This window comes from Wukongibacter baidiensis (assembly GCF_050888315.1).
Classification (GTDB): domain Bacteria; phylum Bacillota; class Clostridia; order Peptostreptococcales; family Caminicellaceae; genus Wukongibacter; species Wukongibacter baidiensis.
The window spans coordinates 6,042,628-6,065,046 of sequence record NZ_CP138202.1 but is presented as its reverse complement, the minus strand read 5'-3'; the positions used below and the strand labels follow the sequence as shown (position 1 = coordinate 6,065,046).

Below are 22,419 nucleotides of genomic sequence, written 5' to 3'. Positions count from 1 at the left end.
AGTAAAAGCCCCTAATATTTTTTTAGTTTTGCTTTTATTCGAGGATCGAAAAATGCATATAGGATATCTACAAATAGATTAGCTAAACTAATTATAATTGCAATGTATACCACTCCAGCTAAAACTACCGGTACATCGGGTATCATTTGCTTAGAAACTATATGTGATCCGAGGCCAGGTATCGTAAATACTTTTTCTGTAACTGCTGAGCCTCCAAGCATACCTCCAAATTGTAATCCAATAATTGTGATGATTGGAATTATTGCATTTCTAAGTCCATGCTTTAAGATAACTGCACTTTCTTTCAGACCCTTAGCCCTAGCAGTAATTATGTAGTCCGATTTTATAACCTCAAGCATAGATGAACGTGTCATACGTGCGCAGGAAGCCGCAAGCGCCGTCCCAAGAACAATTGCAGGCATGATTAGTGATGTCCACTCTGTATTAGAATATATTACATTTAGCCATCCTAGTTTTACCGAAAATAATAGTATAAGCATTAGACCTAACCAAAAGTTTGGTATCGATATACCAATAAGTGCGATTATCATAGAAGCAAAGTCAAAAGCCGAATATTGCTTTATTGAAGATATTATCCCTGCAGGCACAGCAATAATAATTGATAGTAGAAGTGAAGCCGATGTAACCTTTAAGGTTATTGGAAATTTTCTAAGTATACCTTCCATAACAGGTTCGTTTCCTACATAGGAATTTCCAAAATCAAAGGTTAGAACATTCTTAAAGGCGTTAAATAACCTAACATGATAGGGAGCATTTAAGCCATATAATTCTTTCCATGCCATAACCTGTTCCTCAGTTGCAAGTTTGCCTAGTATGTTTCTGGCTGGATCCATCGGTGAAAAATATAAGATTGTGAATACAACGAATGTAACACCAAAGATTACGAAAAGTAACATTAGAATTCTTTCAAAGATATATTTTAGATATGGGTTCTTAAAAATGAATAGTACTATGTACATAAAAAATCCTAACACATAGGATAGATACCTAAAAATATTGTTTTGATATAGCTGGATAAAGGTATTAGCTAAAGAATTAGACTTCTTATTCATTTTAGCCATTCTTTCAATCACTTTATTATTAAGCATCCTCTCGTAATCCTTTTTAACAATTTGTTCCAGCTCTTTTTGAAAACCATCTTTTTCAATTTTCCTATAAAAATACTCATATTTTCTTTCTAATCGGAATTGGGTTTCTTCCTTCAATTTTTCATATGTTTTTTTCTTATCAAATTCCTGTATTATCTCTCTTCTTAATACAGCCTGATAGCTATGCCTTTGATTTAGATAGTATTTAATCAATACAATCACTGTAACTGGTAATCCCAATATAAGTGCCAAGTATTTATATAGAGGATATCTCATAGCTTTAGCAAAAGCCCTATCAAATCCAGTAAATAGACTTTGAAACCCATTAAGATATGCACCATCAGAATCATGTAATTCTTTTATCAAAAATCCACCTCCTTATTAGTAGTGATTTACATAATGATATATCTTTCCTATTATATTGCTATTTTATAGGTATATAGAATAATATGATTTTTGAGACAACTTATTCCATATGGTTCCAAAAATTTTAATCCCTTAAATAGTGCTTACATTACCAAACCTATATATCTTGAATTACTTATCAAAAATAAGTTAAGAGAGGTCTTACGACATATATCATAAGACCTCTCCTATTAGCACTTCTACTCTCCAATTCTGAAAAATCTTTCTATCTTTCACTTAAATCTTTAAAATCTATGTTCTTCATTTCGCAATAGTTTATAACATCAGATATTAATTGCTCCTTATACTCTATATGGGATATTTTAACTACATCTGATGTTCTATAACCTCTAAACTCAAAACCATAAACCACTCTCCCAAATCTATCATTCTTTAATTGCATATCTCCTAATAGAACTAATTCTATTTCGCTCCATTTAATCTCATATGATTCCGAATCTAAAAATGGTTTAATCATTATCTTCTCTTCATTCAGGACAATTTTTGTGACTCTTAATGTCGGAGATGTGGTGAAGAATATCATAGTCATAATAAATAAATAGACAATACTAGGAATGATAAGTGCTAGATTTAGGTCATTTAGATCTAGATCATTAAAATGTGCTCCAACAATAAACATTAAACTACCAAAAACAATGCTTAAGTTTATTGAAATACTCTTAAATTTCTCTTTTCTTTCTGTAAAATAGACTTTTCCTCTTTCCATAGTAATATTATCAAAACCCCTTTCTAGAATTTTCAAAATATATTTGCAGTTAGTTTCGCACCTTTAATACAGGTGTAAGGCTCTGTAACCTCACCTGACCGATGAGGAATCCTAATCTTAAACTCTGTTGATTAATTTCTAAACTCTACCTTCACTTCTTCAAATCCCATACCAATTAACAATCCTTCTATAAGCCTTTCACAGCGTTTATTTGCTTCTTCCATAAATCCATTCTCCTGTAACTCTTCTTCTACATCGACCTTCTTTTGCGCGAGTACCTTTAATAGATCCTCTAAGCTCAGGCTATTAAATACATTTGATTTCTCATCATATACCTTAGCATCCTCTTCATTAATAACATTATCAATTATCTTCGCATTATCAATTCTTACAATTACATTTTTATTATTCTCTTCATCTATTTCAATGTCGATGTTATTTAAGTCTACCCCAGCTTTTACATAACCTGAAAACACTATAATAAAAGATTTTTCACCAAAAGGCACGTTCAATCCATTTACTTTCTTTGCATCTTTAAATGTTGCTATATCCTTATAATTATATTTGACAACTGCCAACTCAGAAATCCCAGCAATTTTTTCTTCAATTGTAGAGGTCCCTATTTTTTCTTGATGTTCAATACTAAAATTTTTATAACTCACTACACCTATAATAATAACACCCATTATTAAAATTGTAATTAGTACTGTCTTTATGGTCTTCAAATTATCACCTCAATAAAATCTTATTAATGTTTTTCTTAATTATACATATTTAATAGAGGATGTTGTGTTGATTTTTGTCGATTTCTAATTCTTTTTTGATTAATATGACTAATAAATAAGGAGAACCCTTTTAATTAAGGATTCTCCTAAAAAATCATAGCTTATTCAGTTATTACTTCTATTACTGCATTCCAAGTGGAAATTCATTAGCTAAGTCTTCAAACTTAACTGAATTTTCCTCGTTTAATTCTGGCATTTCTATTGTAACTGGCTTATTTATATCCCAAACCTTGCTATTAATGTCAAAGCTAAAAGATATAGTCTTTTCTTCAGTTTCACTAATCTTTGCAGTAACTGCTACATTTGCTTTAGAGCTTACAATATTGTAGTTCTTATCTAATCCATATGTCACTACTAAGCTATCAAATGCTAAATTTTCCTTCATTTTTACTATAGCTTCGTCCATCTCTTTTTGAGCTTCTTCTAGCTTAGCTTCAATCTCTTCATCGCTTAACTCTTCTTTGCCTTCAAGCTTTGCTTGGTTTTTTAAATTAGTTTTCATACTGTTTTTAAACGTTTCGTTTTTGAAAATGAAAGAAAATAGTTCTTCTGCAATCTTCATTGCTTCATCATTGTTGAAGGCTATTTCGTATCCAGTTATCTCCACATCTCCTTCTGGTGTAGAAATCTTTTCTTTTTCAAGTACCTTTATACTCTCGTCTTTTATGTTCTTTAAAAGTACATCCATAACCTCAGTATTAAGCTTTTTCATTTCCTCTTTTTGCTTAGCAGGATCATTGTTTAATGCCGTTTGATCCATAACTATATATTTGTTAATCATAGGCATTTTGAATGCAAGCTTTTCAGGTGTTGAATAGAAATCAGCCTTATATGCCATTCCATTCATGTCTAAAACTAATTCACCTGAAGATGCTATTTTTTCTACATCACTTGTAAATTCACCACTTATCTTAGAACCATTTATCATCTGTAGTAAAAATGCTTCGTTAGAAGCCTCTGCTTCATCAAGTTCAAAATTAACTGTCATATCAAAATTTGACTTAGCTGTTTTGAGATTTAATGAATTCTCAAAACCTTTTTTAAGGGCTTCCTTCGGTGTTTCCTTTTTACATCCAGTAAAAAGAGACATTGCTACAACAAAAACTAATAATAAAGATAATATTTTTTTCACGTTCTTTTCCCCCTGCTGTATTTTTTTAAATCTATAACAGTATAACACTGTTAAATGAAAACTACAATGTATGGTCTCCATTATTCATAAAATATTAATAACTTAGCTATAAACTTGTATTTCCAACGTACTTGTCCATTATTTATATGATAACATTAGCGTATATTTGTGATTTTACTTAAATTGGAAACACCTATATCTTTGAACTTTCTATTTTTTCAGCTAGTTCACTTAAATACTCCCAACGCTCCATCTTAAGGGTAAGTTTCTCTTCTATCTTTTCCTTTTCCTCTGTAAGTTCTTGAAGAGTTAAGAAGTTACTTGAATTTATGGCAATTTCATTTTCAAGTTCAGATATTTTGTTTTCTAGAGCCTCTATATCAGCCTCTATAGTTTCGTATTCAAGCTTTTCCTTATAGGAAAACTTTAATTGAGGCTCTTTCTTTCTCTTAGCCCCTGTATCTTTCTTCTTTTCTGATTTTTGCTCCTCCACTTCATTCCTCATATATTTCTTCTTATATACTACAAAGTCGGAGTAATTTCCAGTATGCTCTACAATTTTTCCATTACCTTCAAAGGAGAATATCCTAGTACATATTCGATCTAAGAAATATCTATCATGTGATACAGTTATTACAGCTCCTTTAAACTCATCTATATAGCTTTCAAGGACCTTCAAGGTATCTATATCGAGATCGTTCGTCGGCTCATCTAGTATAAGTACATTTGGAGCCTCCATAAGTACCCTCAAAAGATGTAATCTCCTTTTCTCACCCCCCGATAACCTTGATATATAAACCCACTGCATATCCTGGTTAAAGAGGAATCTTTCCATCATCTGAGATGCACTTATCTTACTCCCATCGGATGTAGTAATATACTCAGCTCCCTCTCTAATATACTCTATGGCCCTTAAGCTTTCATCCATACCTTCAGACTCCTGAGAGAAATAACCTATTTTTACTGTAGTACCTACATCAATACTTCCACTATCTATTTTCAGCTTTCCAGTTATCACATTTAATAATGTCGATTTCCCAATTCCATTGTCTCCAATTATTCCTATACGATCATCTCTTAGCAAGGTATAATTGAAGTTTTTTATCAAGTGGTTTTCACCAAAACTTTTAGATATATCCTTAATTTCAATTATCTTCTTACCAAGTCTTGAATGTCCCACTGATATTTCTACATTTGAATCATCTATATCAATCTTAGACTCTTTAATTTCTTCAAACCTTTGAATTCTGGCCTTCTGTTTTGTAGTTCTTGCCTTTGCACCAGTTCTTATCCACTCGAGCTCTTTCCTATAAAGGTTTTGGCGCTTTTTTTCCATTGCGGTTTCTAAATTTTTTCTCTCCATCTTCTTCTCTAAAAACTCAGAGTAATTACCAGTATACGTGTATAATCTGCCCTTATCAAGCTCTATTGTTCTATTAACAACTCTATCTAAAAAGTATCTATCATGGGTTATTAATAGGAGAGCTCCCTTTCTATTTTTAAGATATTCCTCCAACCATTCTATCGTAGAATTATCCATATGGTTTGTAGGCTCATCAAGAATTAGCAGGTCGCATGGGGTTATTAAAGCGCCAGCAAGGGCGACTCTTTTTCTCTGCCCACCTGACAGAGTGCCAATCTTTGAATCAAAATTTGATATTCCAAGCTTTGTAAGAACCATTTTTACTTGACTTTCAAGTTCCCAAGCGTTTTGAGAGTCCATATCCTGAGAAAGCTTTATTAGTTTCTCTTGCAATGCAGAATCATCTGATCCTCTAGAGATATCTTCAACTGTCTTCTCATATTCTCTTATAACCTTCATAGATGGTGAATCACCTTTAAATACCTGTTCTAAAACAGTTACATCTGGATCAAACTCAGGATTTTGAGGAAGGTACTCTATCCTCATTCCCCTTGGTATAGTTATACTTCCAGAGTCAGGAGTCTCAACCCCAGCTATAATTTTCAAAAGAGTCGATTTCCCTGTTCCGTTTATTCCTATTAGCCCCATCTTATCAATATCATTTATATTAAAGGAAACTTCATCAAAAAGTGCTTTATCTCCATAGTGTTTAGATACATTCTCAATTGATACAATGTTCATTCCTATCATCCTTTTTACAAAATTATTTAAACCTGATTACAAAATTAGCTATGCTATATATTTTATCACATTATAATGAAAGAAAAAATTAATAGTAGTTTTCTAAAAAAAAATAATCAAAAAATGGAACTAAAATTTTTACACCGTCGTCTAAAAAAGTGTAACCAATAAAATGGAACATAATAAAAATTTATTTTGACTTAGGAGGTAATTATAAATGAAAAAATTAATTGCAACATTATTGATCGGTGGAATGGCAATAAGTATGATTGGGTGTGCAACTTCAGGTGCTGAGGAAATCAAAAAATCTAGTGTTCAAGAAACTACAATGTTAGCTGATTCAGGTCAAGTTGTAGAAGATGTTAATGAGGGAGAACTATTTATAGGTAAAATTATTTCTTCTGAAATTAAAAAAGGTGAGGACGGGAAAGAAGTTCGCATAGTTAAAGCAGAAGGTATCTTTGGAACCAATGGTTTAGTAGATATTATCATTGATAAAGACACTGAATTAGAAAACGATGAAACAATAGGCTTTCCAAAGGATTATTTAATAAGCATCTTTTATGACCATGAAGATTTAAAAGAGGGCAAAACTGGTGAGATGACAACAATTACTGCAAAGGTATTAAGCTCAGTTGAAAAGGATCAAGTTATTCAAATTGATCCAATTGAAATGGGTACTGCAGACAGTCAAAAGTAATAAGCAAATACTTCTAAACATATATGAAGTAAATTAGTGATTTAAAACCAAAAGACAATCAGAGTATTCCTTACTAGGAAGATGCTTTGATTGTTTTTTTGATTCACAATTTCATATAAGCATCGGATATTTTGATATGTATAATTTAAGATTTACTTGGAACTCTCTATATTAGGGTATACTAAATATAAATTCTTCTATATTATTGACAAATCTAAGCTCTAGGTATAGAATTAGAGAAGTTTTTCGCTTTAAAAATTGCTCATAAACCTATTAAAATATAAAGGAGATACATATGACAACTTCATTTGATAAGTTAAATTTAAACCCAAATCTAATAGAAGGCTTGAAAAAACAAGGTATAACTAAACCAACAGATATTCAATCCAAAGCGATACCTTTAGCACTAGAAAATAAGGATATAATCGGACAGTCTATAACAGGAAGTGGAAAAACACTGGCTTATTTACTACCTTTATATGAAAAGATAGATAGCTCTATTAAGGAAATGCAAGCTATCATACTTGCACCTACCCATGAACTAGTCTTGCAAATAGATAAACAAATTAAGCTTTTATCGCAAAACTCAGAAATCCCTGTTACGTCTACACCTATAATTGGCAAGGCTAATATAAACAGACAAATTGAAAAGCTAAAGACAAAACCCCATATAATTGTAGGCTCTACAGGAAGAATATTGGAACTTATAAAGAAGAAAAAGATAAAAGCCCATACTGTTAAAACCATTATTATAGATGAAGGCGATAGATTACTTGACAAAAACAATCTATTAGGAGTACAGGATGTTATTAAGACTACTTTAAAGGATCGACAATTAATGGTTTTTTCAGCTACAATTAATGATCCTACTATTAATATTGCAAAGGATTTGATGAAGGATCCAGAAATTATAAAGATCGAAGAAAAGAAAGTTAACCCAAATATAAACCATATGTACTTTGTTGCTGAGAGACGAGATAAAATTAAGATCTTAAGAAAGCTAGTAGCCTCAATAAAACCTAAGAAAGCCATAGTATTTATCAATAAGGACTCTCAAATTCAAGAGCTTACAGCAAAGCTTCAATTTCATCATATTAATGCATTCGGAATATATGGTAATGCTTCTAAGGAAGAGCGAAAGAAAGCTTTAAACGGGTTTAGAACCGGAAAATACAAGCTTCTGATTGCATCTGATATAGCGGCAAGAGGACTTGATGTAAAGGATGTAACTCATATAATTAATTTAGATCTACCAAAGGATTCAAAGGAGTACCTACATAGAGTCGGTAGAACTGGAAGAGCTGGAAAATCAGGCACTGCCATTTCTATAGTTACAGAAAAAGAAATCCCTTCAATTAGAAGGTTTGCAAAACATTTCAATATAAAAATTTGGCCAAAGGAAATATATAAAGGATCTATCTTAGATCTAGGTAAGGTTAAGAAAGCTTATCCTAAGAAGAATAAAAAGAACTAAATGCTTATTTTACTTTCTTAGTTGAAGATTGTATAATGTTAGAGACAAACAACCGTTTATGTTGTTTATAGTAAAATCTAAGGAGGTATATAACATGTTTAAATTTGGTCATATAGGAATCCCTGTAACGGATTTAGAAGAATCTAAGAAATTTTATACAGAGATACTTGAATGTAAGATAGTAAAGGAATATGATTATCCTGAAATGACATTAGTTTTCTTAGATGGTGGCGGTACATATATTGAGCTTATATATAAAAAAAATATTGAAAAAACTAAAAGCGAAAATCCTTCTCCAATAGATCACTTAGCGTTTAAAGTCCCTGATCTTGATTCTCTTATTGAAAAGCTTAATGAGAACAATATAGAAATTTTAAGAGATCCAAGGATTGTTGGAAAAGCGAGAATCTTGTTCTTTAGAGGCCCTAATAATGAAAAATTTGAATTTGTTGAGAGAATTGGATAGTTATATAATTTAAAACCACCTTCTGGTGGTTTTTATTGTACAAAAAAACATTTGAAACTGTAACAGCTTCAAATGAAAGAAAAAGAGAATTTAGTTTATAAAATAATCATTTACAATTTTCGGAGCAAAAACCACTTCTTTAACCTTTTCTATTACCAATAACAGCGTCTTCTAGGATAACATCTTCTACGACAACCACGACCTCCATCTAATAAAAAAAGTAACGGAAGCAATCCTCCAAATGGGAATAAGCAACCAAACATATATCTCACCTCCTTCTCCTTCTATAGTTTGTCTTTTTTCAGTAGTATAGTATTCCAGGAGGTTAGATTATGTTACTATTTAGATGCTTTTCAATTAATTATTTCCTCTATCAATCTTAAGTCTTTTGTAGTTTTACTGTCACTATCTATAACAAACTCACTAGTACCTAAATAGTTCATAAAATGTTCAAAACATTTATTTAAAGCTTTTTTCATCTGAGCTGTAACTACAACATCCGACTCCCACCACCAGTTAATCAACTCTAGCTTTCCAGTTTTTCTATTAAATCTAGGCTCAAATCGTGCGACAAATCTATCTCCATATAAAACAGGCAATACATAGTATCCAAATTCACGCTTATCAATAGGCTTATATACTTCCCATATATATTCAAAATCAAAAATTTCTTTAATTAGCTTCCGGTCCCATAACAAATTATCTAACGGAGCAATAAATGATGCTTCAGGCTCAAAGTCAATACCCTCTATTACTTGATCTAGTAGTGCTGACTCCTCACTTCTAATATAGATGGGATATTTGATATCCTCTACCTCAACCTGTAGCAGTTCACCTCTTTTTTCAAGCACCATGATAGCCTCTGCTCTTTCCTTGCTCTTCATATCCCTAATACCAAGGAATGCATCGCTAGCACGTCCCCACAGTAACCCAACAGCTCCAATACGCCTTTTCATGTTCCACTCAAAGTATTCTTCCATAGTTACATTAGGGTCAGGCATAGAAAACAATTCTTCCTGAAGATATTTCTCTGTAAAATCATATATCTTCCGTGTTCCAACTTTACTATGGATAATTAACTCGCCCCAATAGTACATGCTTTCAAGGGCTGCTCGTGATGCCCTTGTTGGTGCCCAAGCCCAATCAACCTTTGTGTCAAACTTTAAATCAATAGATGATAACGGCCCTCTTTCTCTAAGCTCCTTCCTTACCTGTGACAATATCTGATTAATTGGCTTTGATTCATCTCCATATCTTTTGCATGATCTTTCGCGAAATCTAGAAAAATATGGCCAATCATCTATAGAATAGATAGACATGTTTTTATCCCATCCATCTAGTAATTTTCTATCAGAATACAATAGTTCTGTAAGAGATTCTGATTTGAAATTTTTCACCCTTGATTGAAGAACTAGATATGGATTATACCCAACCATGTTTAATGGATCAAATTGGATACACCCCACCTTTTTTATGTATTCAAGTATTCCTTGTTTTCCTAAAAGCTTACGGGGATTCAAAAGTTCCTGATGTTTAAGCAAAAAGAGCCTTGCTTGATCTTTTGTTATCATCATTATAGCTTTCCTCCTATTTATTCTTTAATATCCAATAACTGGTCTCCATCATCTTAAATAGAGTTTATCAAACATACGTTCTGTGGTCAATTAGAAAATGTCCTAATATATATAAGTCAATTTAATCTAAAAACTTTATTATTTTAGGAACGCTACATCATTCGACACATATCGATAATGATCTATGTTAAAATAGATTAAGTAATTTTTTTGCCCAAAAACTTTACTTTATGATTAATTAAATTATAAGAGATAAGGTGACTACCAATGAAAAAACTATTCAATCATTTAAAAGAAAATTTAGATACTATATATACAAATAAGTATTTTTATGACCTTGTAATTGGTTTTATCTTTTGTGTAGGCTCTTATATGATAAGTGTACATTTCGATCTATATGAGAAATGGTCTCTTTTAGCATCTAAGTATGAAGAGTATGAAGTTGATGAGATAGTTTTCTTACTTATAAGTATTGTCATTACACTTGCAGTTTTTTCATATCGAAGGTATAAAGAATTAAAATCTTTAACAAGCAAATTACATTCTATAACAATAATCGATCAACTTACAGGGTTGAAGAATCGACGGGGCTTCCTTCAACTTGCTGAAAAAAGCCTTAAATTAGCTCATCTTAATTCTAATACAGTATCTCTAATCTTCATTGATTTAGATAGGTTTAAAATAATTAATGATACATTAGGACATGATTTTGGCGATATTGTTTTACAGCATGTTTCAAAACGGTTAATAAATTGTATAGGCTCAAATGATATCATATGCCGTCATGGTGGAGATGAGTTTATTATCCTTCTACAAGATGTCACACAAAAAAATCTTGCAGACATATGCCATAATATAATTAACAAATTTACCCTACCCTTTAGTATAGGCAGCCATGAAGTTTTTATCTCTCCAAGTATAGGGATTAGCAGCTATCCTACGGATGGAGAGAAAATCGAAGATTTAATTAAGTGTGCTGATTTAGCCATGTATTCTGCAAAAGCAAAGGGAAGAAATAACTTTGAATTTTATACTTCTACTCTAAGCAAGAGTATGTGTAAAAAAATGCATATTGAAAATGGCTTGAGAAAGGCACTAGAAAACAATGAGTTTGTTCTTTATTATCAACCTCAATATAACCTTGAGACAGGTGAAATAGTTGGTGTAGAAGCTTTGCTTCGTTGGAATAAGTCGGATTTAGGTTTGATATCACCATCAGAGTTTATTCCCGTCGCAGAAGAAAGCGGGCTAATTGTTCCTATAGGTAAGTGGGTTCTAAAAACTGCATGTAAGCAGAATAAGATTTGGCAAGAATCTGGTTCTCCACATATAAATGTAGCAGTAAATATTTCACCACAGCAAATAAAGCATCCTGATTTTTGTAAAACTGTAAAACAAGCTTTAAGTGAATCTGAGCTGAATCCTAAATTTTTAGATTTAGAAATTACTGAAAGCATAATGCAAAATATTGAAGAATCAACAAGAGTATTAAGTGAATTAAAAGAAATTGGTGTTAAAGTCTCTATAGATGATTTCGGTACTGGCTACTCTTCATTAAGTATACTACAATATTTACCCATAGACACCTTGAAAATTGATCAATCATTTACTAATGGAGTAGTTAATGATTCTAGAATTTCAGCTATTGTTCAGACAATTATAGATATGGGTAGAAACTTGAAACTTTGTGTAATTGCAGAGGGCATTGAATGTGAAGAACAAGTTAATTATCTACTAAAAAACAAATGCTTTTTAGGACAAGGCTATTTCTATAGTAAGCCTTTGCCTGCTAAGGATATTTCAGTGTTATTTGAAGAATCGTACATTATTAAAGAAGTTGATTTTAAGTCTTCATAATGTAATATAATAAAAAGCAAGCCATTTGAAACTCTTTTAGTTTCAAATGGCTATTATCAACATCATTTTTTCTATATGACTACAATTAAGAGTTCTTCCCCCCACTGTGTTTCAATTTATCTCACGCCTATTGCTATTACTAGTCTGTTGGTTCAATTTTACTATTGCAAATCTTGCAAATTTTTAATTCATTATCATCTTTGTCAGTAGTAGTCCATAGAACCTTCACAGCTTCTCTTTTACAGGTTTGACATGTTCCTCTCCAGCCTGGTTTTCTTATATTCTTTCCCCTATAATTCTTTGCCATCTTTTTGTCCTCCCTTTTTTATCATTGTTATCCTTCTCCATCGTTAATGAAGTCTTTAACTACTATTTCATAATATGCAATAGCTTGTTCAAATATTAATATTTTCTTTTACATGCATAAAAAAACGAGGCTATATCATAAAACTATCTTATGAGTTCAGCCCCAGAACATTTAAAAATTTAATTATAGATCTTTCTAATAATCATCGTATTCAAATCTTTTTGCTAATTATATGTGCTTATATACATTCCTTCAATTTTTTCTTAGTTTCAGAATCAGCAAAGGATGCTTCAATACTACTATAATAGATTTCCTTGTAATCTTCACATGTTAGATTAAATCCATTCAATATGATACCGTACTCATTACTTAAGTCTGTATCCGATACAGTCCTGTTATCAGTATTAATAGTTACCCTAATTCCATCCTTATAAAAATCAAAAGCTGGATGCTCATCAAAAGTTGCAACAGCTTTTGTTTGAACATTACTTGTTGGACACATCTCAAGGAAAATTCCTTTTCTCTTGACAATATCATATGCTTCCTTGCAATCCTTTATATATACACCATGACCTATTCTTTCAGCTCCTAACAATTGAACAGCTTCAAGTACATTTTCACCTACACCAGTTTCACCGGCGTGGATAGTAACTCTGTATCCATATTCTTTAGCTAATGAAATCGGTTCCACAAATTTGTGGCAAAATCCTCTATTTTCAGATGCACATAAATCTATTGCTACTACTCCCCTACCTAAAAACTCTTTCCCAGATTCTACAACTTCGAAAACACCCTCAACAGGCATGGTTCTTAGGCATGATAGTATGAGATTACCTCTGATATCAAACCTATTTTCTGCATCCTTAATCCCATCTAATACACTTTCAATTATTTCTTGAATAGTTAATCCCTTTTCTGTGTGAAGCAAAGGTGCAAATCTTACTTCCATGTACTTTACATTTTCCTTAGCAGCGTCTTCAAAGAGTTCGAAGGCAATCCTTCTCAGGCTCTCCTTTGATTGCATAATTGCTACAGGAATACTAAATCTTTTTAGATAGTCATCTAAAGAAACGCAGTCCAAAGGAGCGATTACCATGTCCTTTATTAATTCGATATCATAACTAGGAATATCTACCCCTTCTCTTTTGGCAATATCAATTATAGTTTCAGGTCTAACGCTTCCATCTAAGTGGCAGTGCAATTCGATTTTAGGTAAATTCATTGAGTCCATTTTTTTCCCCTTTCTTCTAATCACGACTTTTTCACATAAAATAAAAAATTCCTGATTACAAAGAAAATACACCTAATGTACTTTCTTCGTAATCAGGAATTATTGGTCCCTGGTAGAAACCCCCAAACCATATTATTGGGGTTATACGAAGTTTATATATTGAGTAACTCAATGGAGCTATTCAATAAACTTTATAAATTCTTATTAATTTTTTAATATTATAGCATAATTAAGAAAAGTTATCAATAAAATATTTATCTTATTTCTTTGAAACAACTGCACCTTCATGCTCTAAAAGCCATTTCTTTCTCCAAAGTCCTCCTCCATAGCCGGTTAGCTTCCCATTACTGCCTATCAACCTATGGCAGGGTACAACTATATTGATTACATTTTTACCATTAGCATTACCTACAGCCCTTACTGCCTTCTCGTTTCCGATTCTCTTACTCATATCTTTATAGGTTATTACTTTGCCACATGGTATTTTTGTCAGTTCATGCCATACCTTATTTTGAAATTCTGTCCCTCGAAGCATCAGCTTCAAGTCAAAAGTCTTTCTCTTGCCATTAAAATACTCTTCTAGCTGTTTACAAGTCTCTTCTATGACCTTAGGCTTTTTTGTAGTAGTCTCTTTCTTATCTACAAACATAATTGATACAAGGCTATCTTCCGTACTAATTATCTCTAACAAACCTATTGGAGAGTCGTAGTAGGCATAATATCTTTTAATCATATAATGACCTCCATAGGTAGAAGGTTGCGTAAGACTCCCAACCCTTCCATCTTTCTGCCATTTTCTCAATCTCCTCAATTGAAGGCTTTGCATCTAACTCGAGTATATTCTTTAAGGCATTATGGAGGCCCACGTCGCTTATGGGAAATGCTTGGTTTAAGTTAAAGCTTTTCATAATAACATAGTCAGCCGTCCAATTACCGATACCTCTCATGACTAAAAGTCTTTTATGTATGGCTTCATAGCCATTTAGAGCCTTTAACTTCTCAATTGCTAACTCACCACTAATCATGTGTTTTGCCAATGAGATGATGTACTCAGCCTTTCGTGTTGTAAATTGAAGTTCCTTTAAGTTAGCAACATCTAATTCAGCTATTACTTCCGGATCAGGAAACAGCCAATATTCTTGGCCCTTATATTTGATTCCTTCTCCATATCCTTCAACGAGTCGCTTCTTTAATGTATAGGCAAATTTTAGATTTATCTGCTGTCCAATAATTGCCCAACATAAAGCCTCGAATAAATCATTAATCTTTATTACCCTAAGACCATAGTATTTTTCTGTTAGCTTTTCTAGTATACTATCGCCCTTCATAGCTCTATAGAATTCTGGTAAATCAGTTCCTAGGTCAAACATGTCCCATACATACCTAACTACCTGAGCTTTAATTCTTTCATCAGGTACTTCATTTAAAAATGATATCCTTACTTCTCTATTATCACTTGTTACCTTAAACAAAATCATTTTATCGTCTATCTTTATAAGTTTATATAGCTCTTCACCTTTGATCCTATGTAAACATTCAATATCTGATCGACCTAAATAAACCATACATTCTTTAAAGTCAAATTCCTTTGGCGGGCTTATTACTACATAGGCTTCTTTGTCTATCCACTCTATATCTGTATGCGTTGTAATCCTCGCGTTATATTCTTTATCTTCAGTTAATATATTCTTCACTTTTATAATCCTCTCTACTTACACTCATTTATGCGTTTTTCAATCCTATTAACCAAGAAAGTAATCCATCTGCTCGGTTCTTTCTTTTGTCCAAAATCAAACTCCGCATAGGACTTTACAACTGACTCAGCAAAATACTTTCCATTATCAGCCCTTTGCTGTACAAACTCTAACATTTCATTAAATCCCCTACTCTTTATTGCATAGGGAAATAATGATAACACATCTAAAACCCTTAGAATACCGTATTTTATAGCAGGATATTTTAGCTTCTTAAAGTCTTTACCCACTCCGAATCCATAGGGACGCCAATTCTCATCCTTCCTATACCAATGGTTAAGTAGAAGGTCAATGGCACCTTCAAATCTTTTATCATTTCTATACTCTTCATATTGGCTAAGCAACATTAGTATGTTTAAATTATCCATTGGACAGGATTCCGTATCTTGTAGTTTTTGACCCTTAGCGCGACTTTTAGCACAATGCCATCCTCCGTCAAGGCGCTGAGTCTCTAAAATAATTTCAATATATTTATCAAGCCTCGAATCATTTTTATAACCCATTTTTACTATAGAGGACATGAGAATTGTGGGAATGCAAAAATAATTGGGTCTAATATTCTCTTGGGTTACAAAGGTTCCATCAGGTCTTTGAAGGTCAAGAATCTGATCAATTTCCTTTTCTAAGTTTAGTTCATCAATGGTAAGTCCGATATCGGCAAGAAAAAATAAATCCCAGTATGCATTTCCAGTCTTAGTATATAGGACCTTTCCAGTCTTTAATGCTGGAATTCCAACTTGCTTGTCCTTTATTCTATCTATTATTTTAACAATTTTATCGCCATCCATTACAAGATTAATATCTGGTTTTCCGTTAATAAGCTGTAGCTGAACCGCATATTGGAGCCAACTAGGACCATCATTCAACCAGTTAACGATCTCTCGTTTCATACTTCTCTCTCCTTAAATATTTAATACACTCATCCACTAATCATTACACAATTAGCCTATCACTAATTTATTTAGCTTGTCAAACCTCTTGATTTTTACACTGCTTCTCTATAACATCAGACCTTAAAAAGAGTCCCTTGAGATTTAAACACCTCAAGGAACTCTTTTCCTTTTTAAACTTAGCTTTTCAAAATTCGCTATAGTAATCCACTTTTCTTCATATAATTTTCAACAACGGTTTCATACTCTGCTCCCTGTCTAATTTCGCTCAAAGCAGTGTTTAACGAATCCATATCCATTTTAAAGCCTTTAATTATTTCATATAGTTTTGGATTTTTATTTCTTAAGTTCTTATTTACATATGTAGTTAAGTGTTCTTCTTTACCTAATACACTCTTAGGGTCATTCAAGAATTTCAGCTCATATTCTCCAAATACATAATGGGGTGTCCATCCTGTTATAGCAACCCATTCATTCTTTTTATATTTTTCTTCTAATACCTTAAACATCTCAGCCTCATCCATATAGACTATTTCAATATTATCTAGATTGTATTTCTCCTTTACATCCTGCATCAAGGACCCAATATTCCAAGTTCTTCTCAAAGAATATATTTTGTTACCGAATTTACTACCATAGTTCAAGATATCTTCTATACTATCTATATCTACATATTTAGGAACGGCAAGACCGGATCTGCAGCCATGGGTATTAGCTCCAATCTCCTCTAAATTGCTATTGTACCTTTCCCAATACTCCTTACATGCATATGGCATCCACGGTGCAAGTGTCGCATCAGCAATAGAGTCATTAACACTTTTAAATAGTTCAAGACTAGGAACAACTATCGCTTCAACGGGTAAATTCAACTTCCTCTCTACAACCTTTTTGAAGACTTCAAACTGGAACCTATGCTCATCCCAAGGAGTAATGGCAACTTTTATAAAATCTAGGCTGAGTAGTTCATTTGATATTTTTTCAACGTTATCTGATAAGAAATGGACTCTGTCCTTAATAGCCCCTACATTGCTGTATTGCTGAGAAATATTAGCATTTATCTCTTCAGACATTGCATATGTCTCTTCAGTTACAGCGGATATACCATCTACCGATTCATTTATTTCTTTACTTATATCCGATAATCTATTAGTCTTTTCTACTACATGATTTATACTACTTGATATATTCATTATAGAAGAGTCTATGTTTTCGAAGGCACCTACGATGCTAGTTATTGACGAACTCTGATCTTTTATTGCCTCGTGACCTGATTCTACTACCTTCTTTATACTTTTGATCTTATTGTTAATATCATTAATTAGTTCAATGATCTGAGAAGTAGATTCTCTTGAACTAATTGAAAGCTTTCTTATCTCATCAGCAACCACAGAAAATCCTCTCCCAGCTTCACCAGCCCGAGCCGCCTCTATATTCGCATTTAAGGCTAAGAGATTTGTTTGTTCTGATATCCCATTAATTACATCAACTATTGACATTATTTTGTTCGATGAATGGTCTAAGATTTCAACCTCATCTTCAATTCTTTTATAGGTATTAGCAGTTTCACTCATTTTTTCTTCTTGAATTTTAATTTCGTATTTACCCTTCTTTAATAAGTCTAGAGATTCCTCACTTTGATTTTTTACATTGTCGATATTAGAATTGATTTCATAGATTAGTTCGTTATTATCATATACATTGCTTGATATACTGGAAATTTGTTCTGTGATATTTAGGTTCCCATGGGATAAGTCGTCAATAGCGGAATTGATATTTTCCATTGAATTATTGAACGTATCAATATCCTTTTCAAGCATGATACTTACATCTTCAGTGGTTTTAAGGGACCCAAGAAAGTTTGCAATTAATCGTCTTAGATTTATAATTGATTTGTAGAGCTTTGCTTCATCATTGTTCAGTCCTTCACTTCTGGGGATATTCAGGTCATTATCATATAGTCTCTCAATCAATTGCTTAAGCTTGTCTGAGCTTTTCATAAATTGAAACATCTATACCTATTCCTCCTTATTTTATACTCTATTTCCCTATACCAATTTAATATTTGAATTTTCTAACATCAATCTATTTTAACAAAAAAACCGTCAACAAATAGTCAAATGGCTACTATTGTTGACGGGTCTCGTTTCTCCAGATTTCTCTCTCAAAAAAAGAACCAGCATTGTGAGCTGATTCTTTTTAAGCTAAATTATTTAGTTACTAACTTTAAATCTACAGGAATAAAGTCTTCTACACTTTCTCCTTTAATAACTTTGTCAGCAATATCAACACCCATAGATCCTATTTCACTAGGTTGTTGTGCTACAGTTGCTGCCATTTCTCCAGCTTCAACTGCCTTTACTGCATCATCAGTTGCATCAAATCCTACGATTATAATATCTCTTCCTGATGCCTTTATTGCTTGAAGAGCACCTAGAGCCATTTCATCATTGTGAGCAAATACTGCGTTTATCTCTGGCTGTGCTTGAAGGATGTTTTCCATTACTGATAATCCCTTCGTTCTATCAAAGTCTGCAGTTTGCTTAGCAACTACTTCGATATCTGAACCACCAATAGCCTCGTTGAAACCTTTACCTCTATCTCTTGCTGCAGAAGTTCCTGCAATACCTTCTAATTCTACTACTTTACCTTTTCCACCTAATTGTTCGATAACGTATTCTCCAGCCATTTTTCCACCAGCTACATTATCTGAAGCAATATGAGCTACAACTTCACCTGCGTTAGCACCTCTATCTAGAGTAACAACAGGAATGTTTTTCTTGTTTGCTGCCTTTACAGCATTTCCAACTGCATCTGAATCCGCTGGATTAATTAAAATCACAGACACATCCTTAGTTAATAAATCTTCTACGTTTGAATACTCTTTTCCAGGGTCATTTTGAGAGTCTAAAACTATTAACTCATATCCTAGTTCTTTAGCCTTAACCTCAGCTCCCTCTTTCAATGTTACGAAAAACGGATTGTTTAGTGTAGAAATAACTAAACCAACCTTAGTAGTTTCTACCTTCTCTTCCTTTGGTGCTGCACATCCTGCCAGTGCCCCCACAACTAACATTGCAACCATTAATAAAATTAAAACTTTTTTCATTATAATCCTCCTTATAATTTTCTATATAGGGTTTACATAGTAAAAGTTAATTTATAGGTGCAAAAATACTCAGAGTTTTTGAGAGTTTTGAACATCTATAAATTAAAGTCTTTACTTAAATCCCTATAAAGAGTTCCAAGTAAATCTTAATTTATGCATATCAAAATATCCGATGATTTTAAGGATTTTTGATGTGTCTAAATTAAAGTTTTGACTGGAATCTCTATATATTATTTCCTACAAAGGCTTAGCCTCTGCATGAATAATAAGTAAAATGAGTGTAAGCTGTCTCATACACCTATATAGATATACGTAGACGTTTTGATTTTTAGGGTCTTAAAACATTATTTATTATTTTTGTTTTCTATCCAATAGCACTGCTACTAATATTACTAAGCCCTTAGCCAATAGCTGATAGTATGATGAAACGTTCATAAGGTTTAATGCATTATTTAATATTCCAATAATTAATGCACCTACTATAGTACCAATTACTCCACCAGACCCTCCAGCTAAGCTTGTCCCACCAAGTACTACTGCAGCAATGGCATCCAGTTCGTATCCTGATCCCGCTTGTGGCTGAGCCGATGATAATCTAGAAGTTATAATAATTCCCGCTAGTGCTGCGAAAATGCCTGATATTGTGTATACATATATCTTTATCTTAGTTGTATTGATTCCTGATAGAAATGTAGCTTCTTCATTTCCACCTAATGCATAAACGTATCTTCCTAGTCTCGTGTATTTTAAAACGTAAAAGGACAATGCGAATACTGCAATCATTAGATAGATTGGTATCGGTATACCAAATAGGTATCCTTCACCGATTTTTGCAAAGGCTTCAGCATTTTGCTCATATCCTGTACTTATTGGCTTTCCTTGTGTATAAACCAGCGTGTAACCCCTTACTAAAGTCATTGCTGCAAGGGTAGCTATAAAGGGTTGTACCTTACCCTTACTTATTACAAATCCATTAAAGGCACCTATTGCTCCACCAATAGCTAAAGCTACTAAAACTACAAAGATAGCGTTAGCCCCTCCAGCAACCATACTAGCTGCTATAGCTCCTGATATAGCCAAGGTTGATCCAACCGATAGGTCTATCCCACCAGTTAAGATAACAAAAGTCATCCCTGCTGCAATAATAGAATTTATTGATGTTTGTCTAAAGACATTTAATAAATTCGATACAGTTAAAAACCTTGGATTCATTATTGATATAATAACTGAAAACAGTATTAATCCTATAACATACTTATATTTTGAAATTATTTTATTCTCTAGAATTTTCATCTAAGACTGTACCTCCTCTATACCGACTGCACATCTCATGATTCTTTCCTGGCTCGCATCGTTTCGATTGATAATACCCGTTACCTTACCCTCATGCATAACCATAATTCGGTCACTCATTCCAAGTATTTCGGCAATTTCGGAAGATATCATGATTATAGCCATTCCTTCTTTTTTGAACCTATTTATAATATCATATATCTCCTTCTTAGCACCGACATCAACACCTCTGGTAGGCTCGTCCAATATTAATACCTTTGGTTTAGTCACCAAGCTCTTAGCTATTGCAACCTTTTGTTGGTTTCCCCCGCTTAAATTCTTGATTATCTGTTCTGTACTCGGGGTTCTAATAGACATGTCCTTAACAAAATCCTGTGCAATATCTTCTTCCTTACTTCCATCTATCTTCCATAGAGTCTGTGACAATTCTTTTAAAGCAGATATAGTCATATTCTTCTTCACACTTAGACCTAAGAGTAGTCCATCTCCCTTTCGGTCTTCAGATACATATGAAAGTCCTTCTTTTATAGCCTGCTCTGGAGATTTAATACTGAGGGATTTACCATCAATAATGACTTCTCCTCTATCTTTCCTAATGGCACCAAATATAGTTTTTGCAAGCTCTGTTCTTCCTGCTCCCATCAATCCTGAGATACCAAGAATCTCACCCTTATTAACTTTAAAGCTAACATTTTTCAAATACTTATTATTGAGCGATTTTACTTCTAAAGCTACTTCTCCTGTGTTTGCTTCAATTCTCGGAAACTGCTCAGTAAGTTTTCTACCAACCATCAGCTCCACTATCTTATCCTCGGTTAATTCAGTAGTAGGATGTTCTGCAATAAAAGCTCCATCCCTTAATATAGTCGCATAATCACAAACTTCAAAGACTTCCTTGAGTCTATGGGATATATAAACTATACTTCTTCCCTCTTTTTTGAGTTCACGAATAACCTCAAATAGCTTTAGGGCTTCCTTATCTGTCAAGGCATCAGTCGGCTCATCCATGATTATCACCTGAGCATTTAAGGATAATGCCTTAGCAATTTCAACCATCTGTTGTTTACCTATACTTAATTCACCAACCAAGGTCTTAGGATCTTCTGTAACACCTAATTTTTTCAGTAAACCCTTAGAGTCATTGAAAAGCTTGTTCCAATCTATTTTGCGAAGGCTATTTACAGGTTCTCTTCCAAGGAAGATATTCTCGGCAATAGTAAGTTGAGGAATTAAGTTTAACTCCTGATGGATTATTGCAATTCCTTTATCTTGAGATTCCTTAGAATTTTTAAACTGCACAGCCTCGCCTTTATAATACATCTCTCCAGAAGTCCTTTGATAAACTCCCGATAATATTTTCATTAAAGTAGATTTTCCAGCACCGTTTTCACCTAGTAGTGCCATTACTTTACCTTCAAGAACCCTAAAATCTACACCCTTTAGGGCCTTTACTCCTGGGAACTCCTTCGTTATTCCCTTCATCTCTAATATCACGTTGTTCATAT

General features: G+C 33.0%; 19 protein-coding genes and 1 riboswitch. Of the genes, 4 read left to right on the top strand and 15 right to left on the bottom strand.

The features are described from left to right. Positions 1-11 precede the first annotated feature (11 nt). The 5 genes from R9X47_RS27775 to R9X47_RS27755 form a co-directional block, all read right to left on the bottom strand. A complete protein-coding gene (locus R9X47_RS27775) occupies positions 12-1,475 on the bottom strand; it encodes an ABC transporter permease (protein ID WP_432664306.1) in 1,464 nt (487 codons plus the stop codon). A gap of 265 nt (positions 1,476-1,740) precedes the next feature. Further along, entirely contained in the window at positions 1,741-2,241 is a 501-nt protein-coding gene (locus tag R9X47_RS27770; protein WP_432664305.1) for a hypothetical protein, read from the bottom strand. A 131-nt stretch (positions 2,242-2,372) separates the two neighbouring features. After that, positions 2,373-2,966: a DUF4230 domain-containing protein gene (locus R9X47_RS27765; protein ID WP_432664304.1), complete on the bottom strand. Its 594-nt coding sequence runs from the start codon at positions 2,964-2,966 to the stop codon at positions 2,373-2,375. 181 nt (positions 2,967-3,147) lie between these two features. Beyond that, positions 3,148-4,158: a hypothetical protein gene (locus R9X47_RS27760; protein WP_432664303.1), complete on the bottom strand. Its 1,011-nt coding sequence runs from the start codon at positions 4,156-4,158 to the stop codon at positions 3,148-3,150. Between the two features lie 193 nt (positions 4,159-4,351). Then, positions 4,352-6,262, bottom strand: coding sequence for an ABC-F family ATP-binding cassette domain-containing protein (locus tag R9X47_RS27755; RefSeq protein WP_432664302.1), 1,911 nt, complete (start codon positions 6,260-6,262; stop codon positions 4,352-4,354). 217 nt (positions 6,263-6,479) lie between these two features. Here R9X47_RS27755 and R9X47_RS27750 point away from each other — a divergent pair, with 217 nt between their 5' ends. From R9X47_RS27750 to R9X47_RS27740, 3 genes are all read left to right on the top strand, one after another. Continuing rightward, positions 6,480-6,962 (top strand): hypothetical protein, encoded by a 483-nt coding sequence (locus tag R9X47_RS27750; protein ID WP_432664301.1) that lies wholly within the window; start codon positions 6,480-6,482, stop codon positions 6,960-6,962. Positions 6,963-7,257: 295 nt separating this feature from the next. Further along, positions 7,258-8,436, top strand: coding sequence for a DEAD/DEAH box helicase (locus R9X47_RS27745; protein ID WP_432664300.1), 1,179 nt, complete (start codon positions 7,258-7,260; stop codon positions 8,434-8,436). Between the two features lie 94 nt (positions 8,437-8,530). Further along, positions 8,531-8,902 (top strand): VOC family protein, encoded by a 372-nt coding sequence (locus tag R9X47_RS27740; protein ID WP_432664299.1) that lies wholly within the window; start codon positions 8,531-8,533, stop codon positions 8,900-8,902. Positions 8,903-9,255: 353 nt separating this feature from the next. On the opposite strand, the gene R9X47_RS27735 is transcribed toward R9X47_RS27740, so the two are convergent. Further along, complete coding sequence (locus tag R9X47_RS27735; RefSeq protein ID WP_432664298.1) at positions 9,256-10,476, bottom strand: winged helix-turn-helix domain-containing protein; 1,221 nt, start codon at positions 10,474-10,476, stop codon at positions 9,256-9,258. Between the two features lie 267 nt (positions 10,477-10,743). Here R9X47_RS27735 and R9X47_RS27730 point away from each other — a divergent pair, with 267 nt between their 5' ends. After that, complete coding sequence (locus tag R9X47_RS27730) at positions 10,744-12,333, top strand: putative bifunctional diguanylate cyclase/phosphodiesterase (protein WP_432664297.1); 1,590 nt, start codon at positions 10,744-10,746, stop codon at positions 12,331-12,333. Between the two features lie 139 nt (positions 12,334-12,472). Here the strand turns inward: R9X47_RS27730 and R9X47_RS27725 are convergent, their stop codons facing one another. The 9 genes from R9X47_RS27725 to rbsA all read right to left on the bottom strand — a co-directional run bounded on the left by R9X47_RS27725 (position 12,473) and on the right by rbsA (position 22,417). Further along, positions 12,473-12,640: a hypothetical protein gene (locus R9X47_RS27725; RefSeq protein WP_432664296.1), complete on the bottom strand. Its 168-nt coding sequence runs from the start codon at positions 12,638-12,640 to the stop codon at positions 12,473-12,475. Positions 12,641-12,878: 238 nt separating this feature from the next. Continuing rightward, a complete protein-coding gene (gene add / locus R9X47_RS27720) occupies positions 12,879-13,871 on the bottom strand; it encodes an adenosine deaminase (protein ID WP_432664295.1) in 993 nt (330 codons plus the stop codon). Positions 13,872-13,940: 69 nt separating this feature from the next. Next, a riboswitch (purine riboswitch) is annotated at positions 13,941-14,040 on the bottom strand. A gap of 90 nt (positions 14,041-14,130) precedes the next feature. Next, on the bottom strand, positions 14,131-14,604 hold the full coding sequence (locus R9X47_RS27715; RefSeq protein WP_432664294.1) for a methylated-DNA--[protein]-cysteine S-methyltransferase: 474 nt from the start codon (positions 14,602-14,604) through the stop codon (positions 14,131-14,133). Beyond that, positions 14,597-15,565: a DNA-3-methyladenine glycosylase family protein gene (locus tag R9X47_RS27710; protein ID WP_432664293.1), complete on the bottom strand. Its 969-nt coding sequence runs from the start codon at positions 15,563-15,565 to the stop codon at positions 14,597-14,599. Before R9X47_RS27710 ends, R9X47_RS27715 begins: the two co-directional genes overlap by 8 nt. A gap of 14 nt (positions 15,566-15,579) precedes the next feature. Then, complete coding sequence (locus tag R9X47_RS27705) at positions 15,580-16,515, bottom strand: hypothetical protein (RefSeq protein WP_432664292.1); 936 nt, start codon at positions 16,513-16,515, stop codon at positions 15,580-15,582. Positions 16,516-16,712: 197 nt separating this feature from the next. After that, positions 16,713-18,524: a glycine betaine ABC transporter substrate-binding protein gene (locus R9X47_RS27700; protein WP_432664291.1), complete on the bottom strand. Its 1,812-nt coding sequence runs from the start codon at positions 18,522-18,524 to the stop codon at positions 16,713-16,715. 197 nt (positions 18,525-18,721) lie between these two features. Next, positions 18,722-19,621: a ribose ABC transporter substrate-binding protein RbsB gene (rbsB, locus tag R9X47_RS27695; RefSeq protein WP_432664290.1), complete on the bottom strand. Its 900-nt coding sequence runs from the start codon at positions 19,619-19,621 to the stop codon at positions 18,722-18,724. Positions 19,622-19,972: 351 nt separating this feature from the next. Further along, positions 19,973-20,914: a ribose ABC transporter permease gene (gene rbsC, locus R9X47_RS27690; protein WP_432664289.1), complete on the bottom strand. Its 942-nt coding sequence runs from the start codon at positions 20,912-20,914 to the stop codon at positions 19,973-19,975. Continuing rightward, positions 20,915-22,417 carry a ribose ABC transporter ATP-binding protein RbsA gene (rbsA, locus tag R9X47_RS27685; RefSeq protein ID WP_432664288.1) on the bottom strand — a complete coding sequence of 501 codons (1,503 nt, stop codon included), beginning with the start codon at positions 22,415-22,417 and terminating at the stop codon, positions 20,915-20,917. Positions 22,418-22,419: the final 2 nt, after the last annotated feature.

Bases quoted from the DNA above. Each gene is read 5' to 3' on its own strand.
- R9X47_RS27750 (WP_432664301.1), top strand. From the start codon at position 6,480: ATGAAAAAATTAATTGCAACATTATTGATCGGTGGAATGGCAATAAGT.
- R9X47_RS27755 (WP_432664302.1), bottom strand. From the start codon at position 6,262: ATGAACATTGTATCAATTGAGAATGTATCTAAACACTATGGAGATAAA.
- R9X47_RS27730 (WP_432664297.1), top strand. From the start codon at position 10,744: ATGAAAAAACTATTCAATCATTTAAAAGAAAATTTAGATACTATATAT.
- add (WP_432664295.1), bottom strand. From the start codon at position 13,871: ATGGACTCAATGAATTTACCTAAAATCGAATTGCACTGCCACTTAGAT.
- R9X47_RS27770 (WP_432664305.1), bottom strand. From the start codon at position 2,241: ATGGAAAGAGGAAAAGTCTATTTTACAGAAAGAAAAGAGAAATTTAAG.
- rbsB (WP_432664290.1), bottom strand. From the start codon at position 19,621: ATGAAAAAAGTTTTAATTTTATTAATGGTTGCAATGTTAGTTGTGGGG.
- R9X47_RS27725 (WP_432664296.1), bottom strand. From the start codon at position 12,640: ATGGCAAAGAATTATAGGGGAAAGAATATAAGAAAACCAGGCTGGAGA.
- rbsA (WP_432664288.1), bottom strand. From the start codon at position 22,417: ATGAACAACGTGATATTAGAGATGAAGGGAATAACGAAGGAGTTCCCA.
- rbsC (WP_432664289.1), bottom strand. From the start codon at position 20,914: ATGAAAATTCTAGAGAATAAAATAATTTCAAAATATAAGTATGTTATA.
- R9X47_RS27705 (WP_432664292.1), bottom strand. From the start codon at position 16,515: ATGAAACGAGAGATCGTTAACTGGTTGAATGATGGTCCTAGTTGGCTC.
- R9X47_RS27745 (WP_432664300.1), top strand. From the start codon at position 7,258: ATGACAACTTCATTTGATAAGTTAAATTTAAACCCAAATCTAATAGAA.
- R9X47_RS27700 (WP_432664291.1), bottom strand. From the start codon at position 18,524: ATGTTTCAATTTATGAAAAGCTCAGACAAGCTTAAGCAATTGATTGAG.
- R9X47_RS27715 (WP_432664294.1), bottom strand. From the start codon at position 14,604: ATGATTAAAAGATATTATGCCTACTACGACTCTCCAATAGGTTTGTTA.
- R9X47_RS27735 (WP_432664298.1), bottom strand. From the start codon at position 10,476: ATGATGATAACAAAAGATCAAGCAAGGCTCTTTTTGCTTAAACATCAG.
- R9X47_RS27740 (WP_432664299.1), top strand. From the start codon at position 8,531: ATGTTTAAATTTGGTCATATAGGAATCCCTGTAACGGATTTAGAAGAA.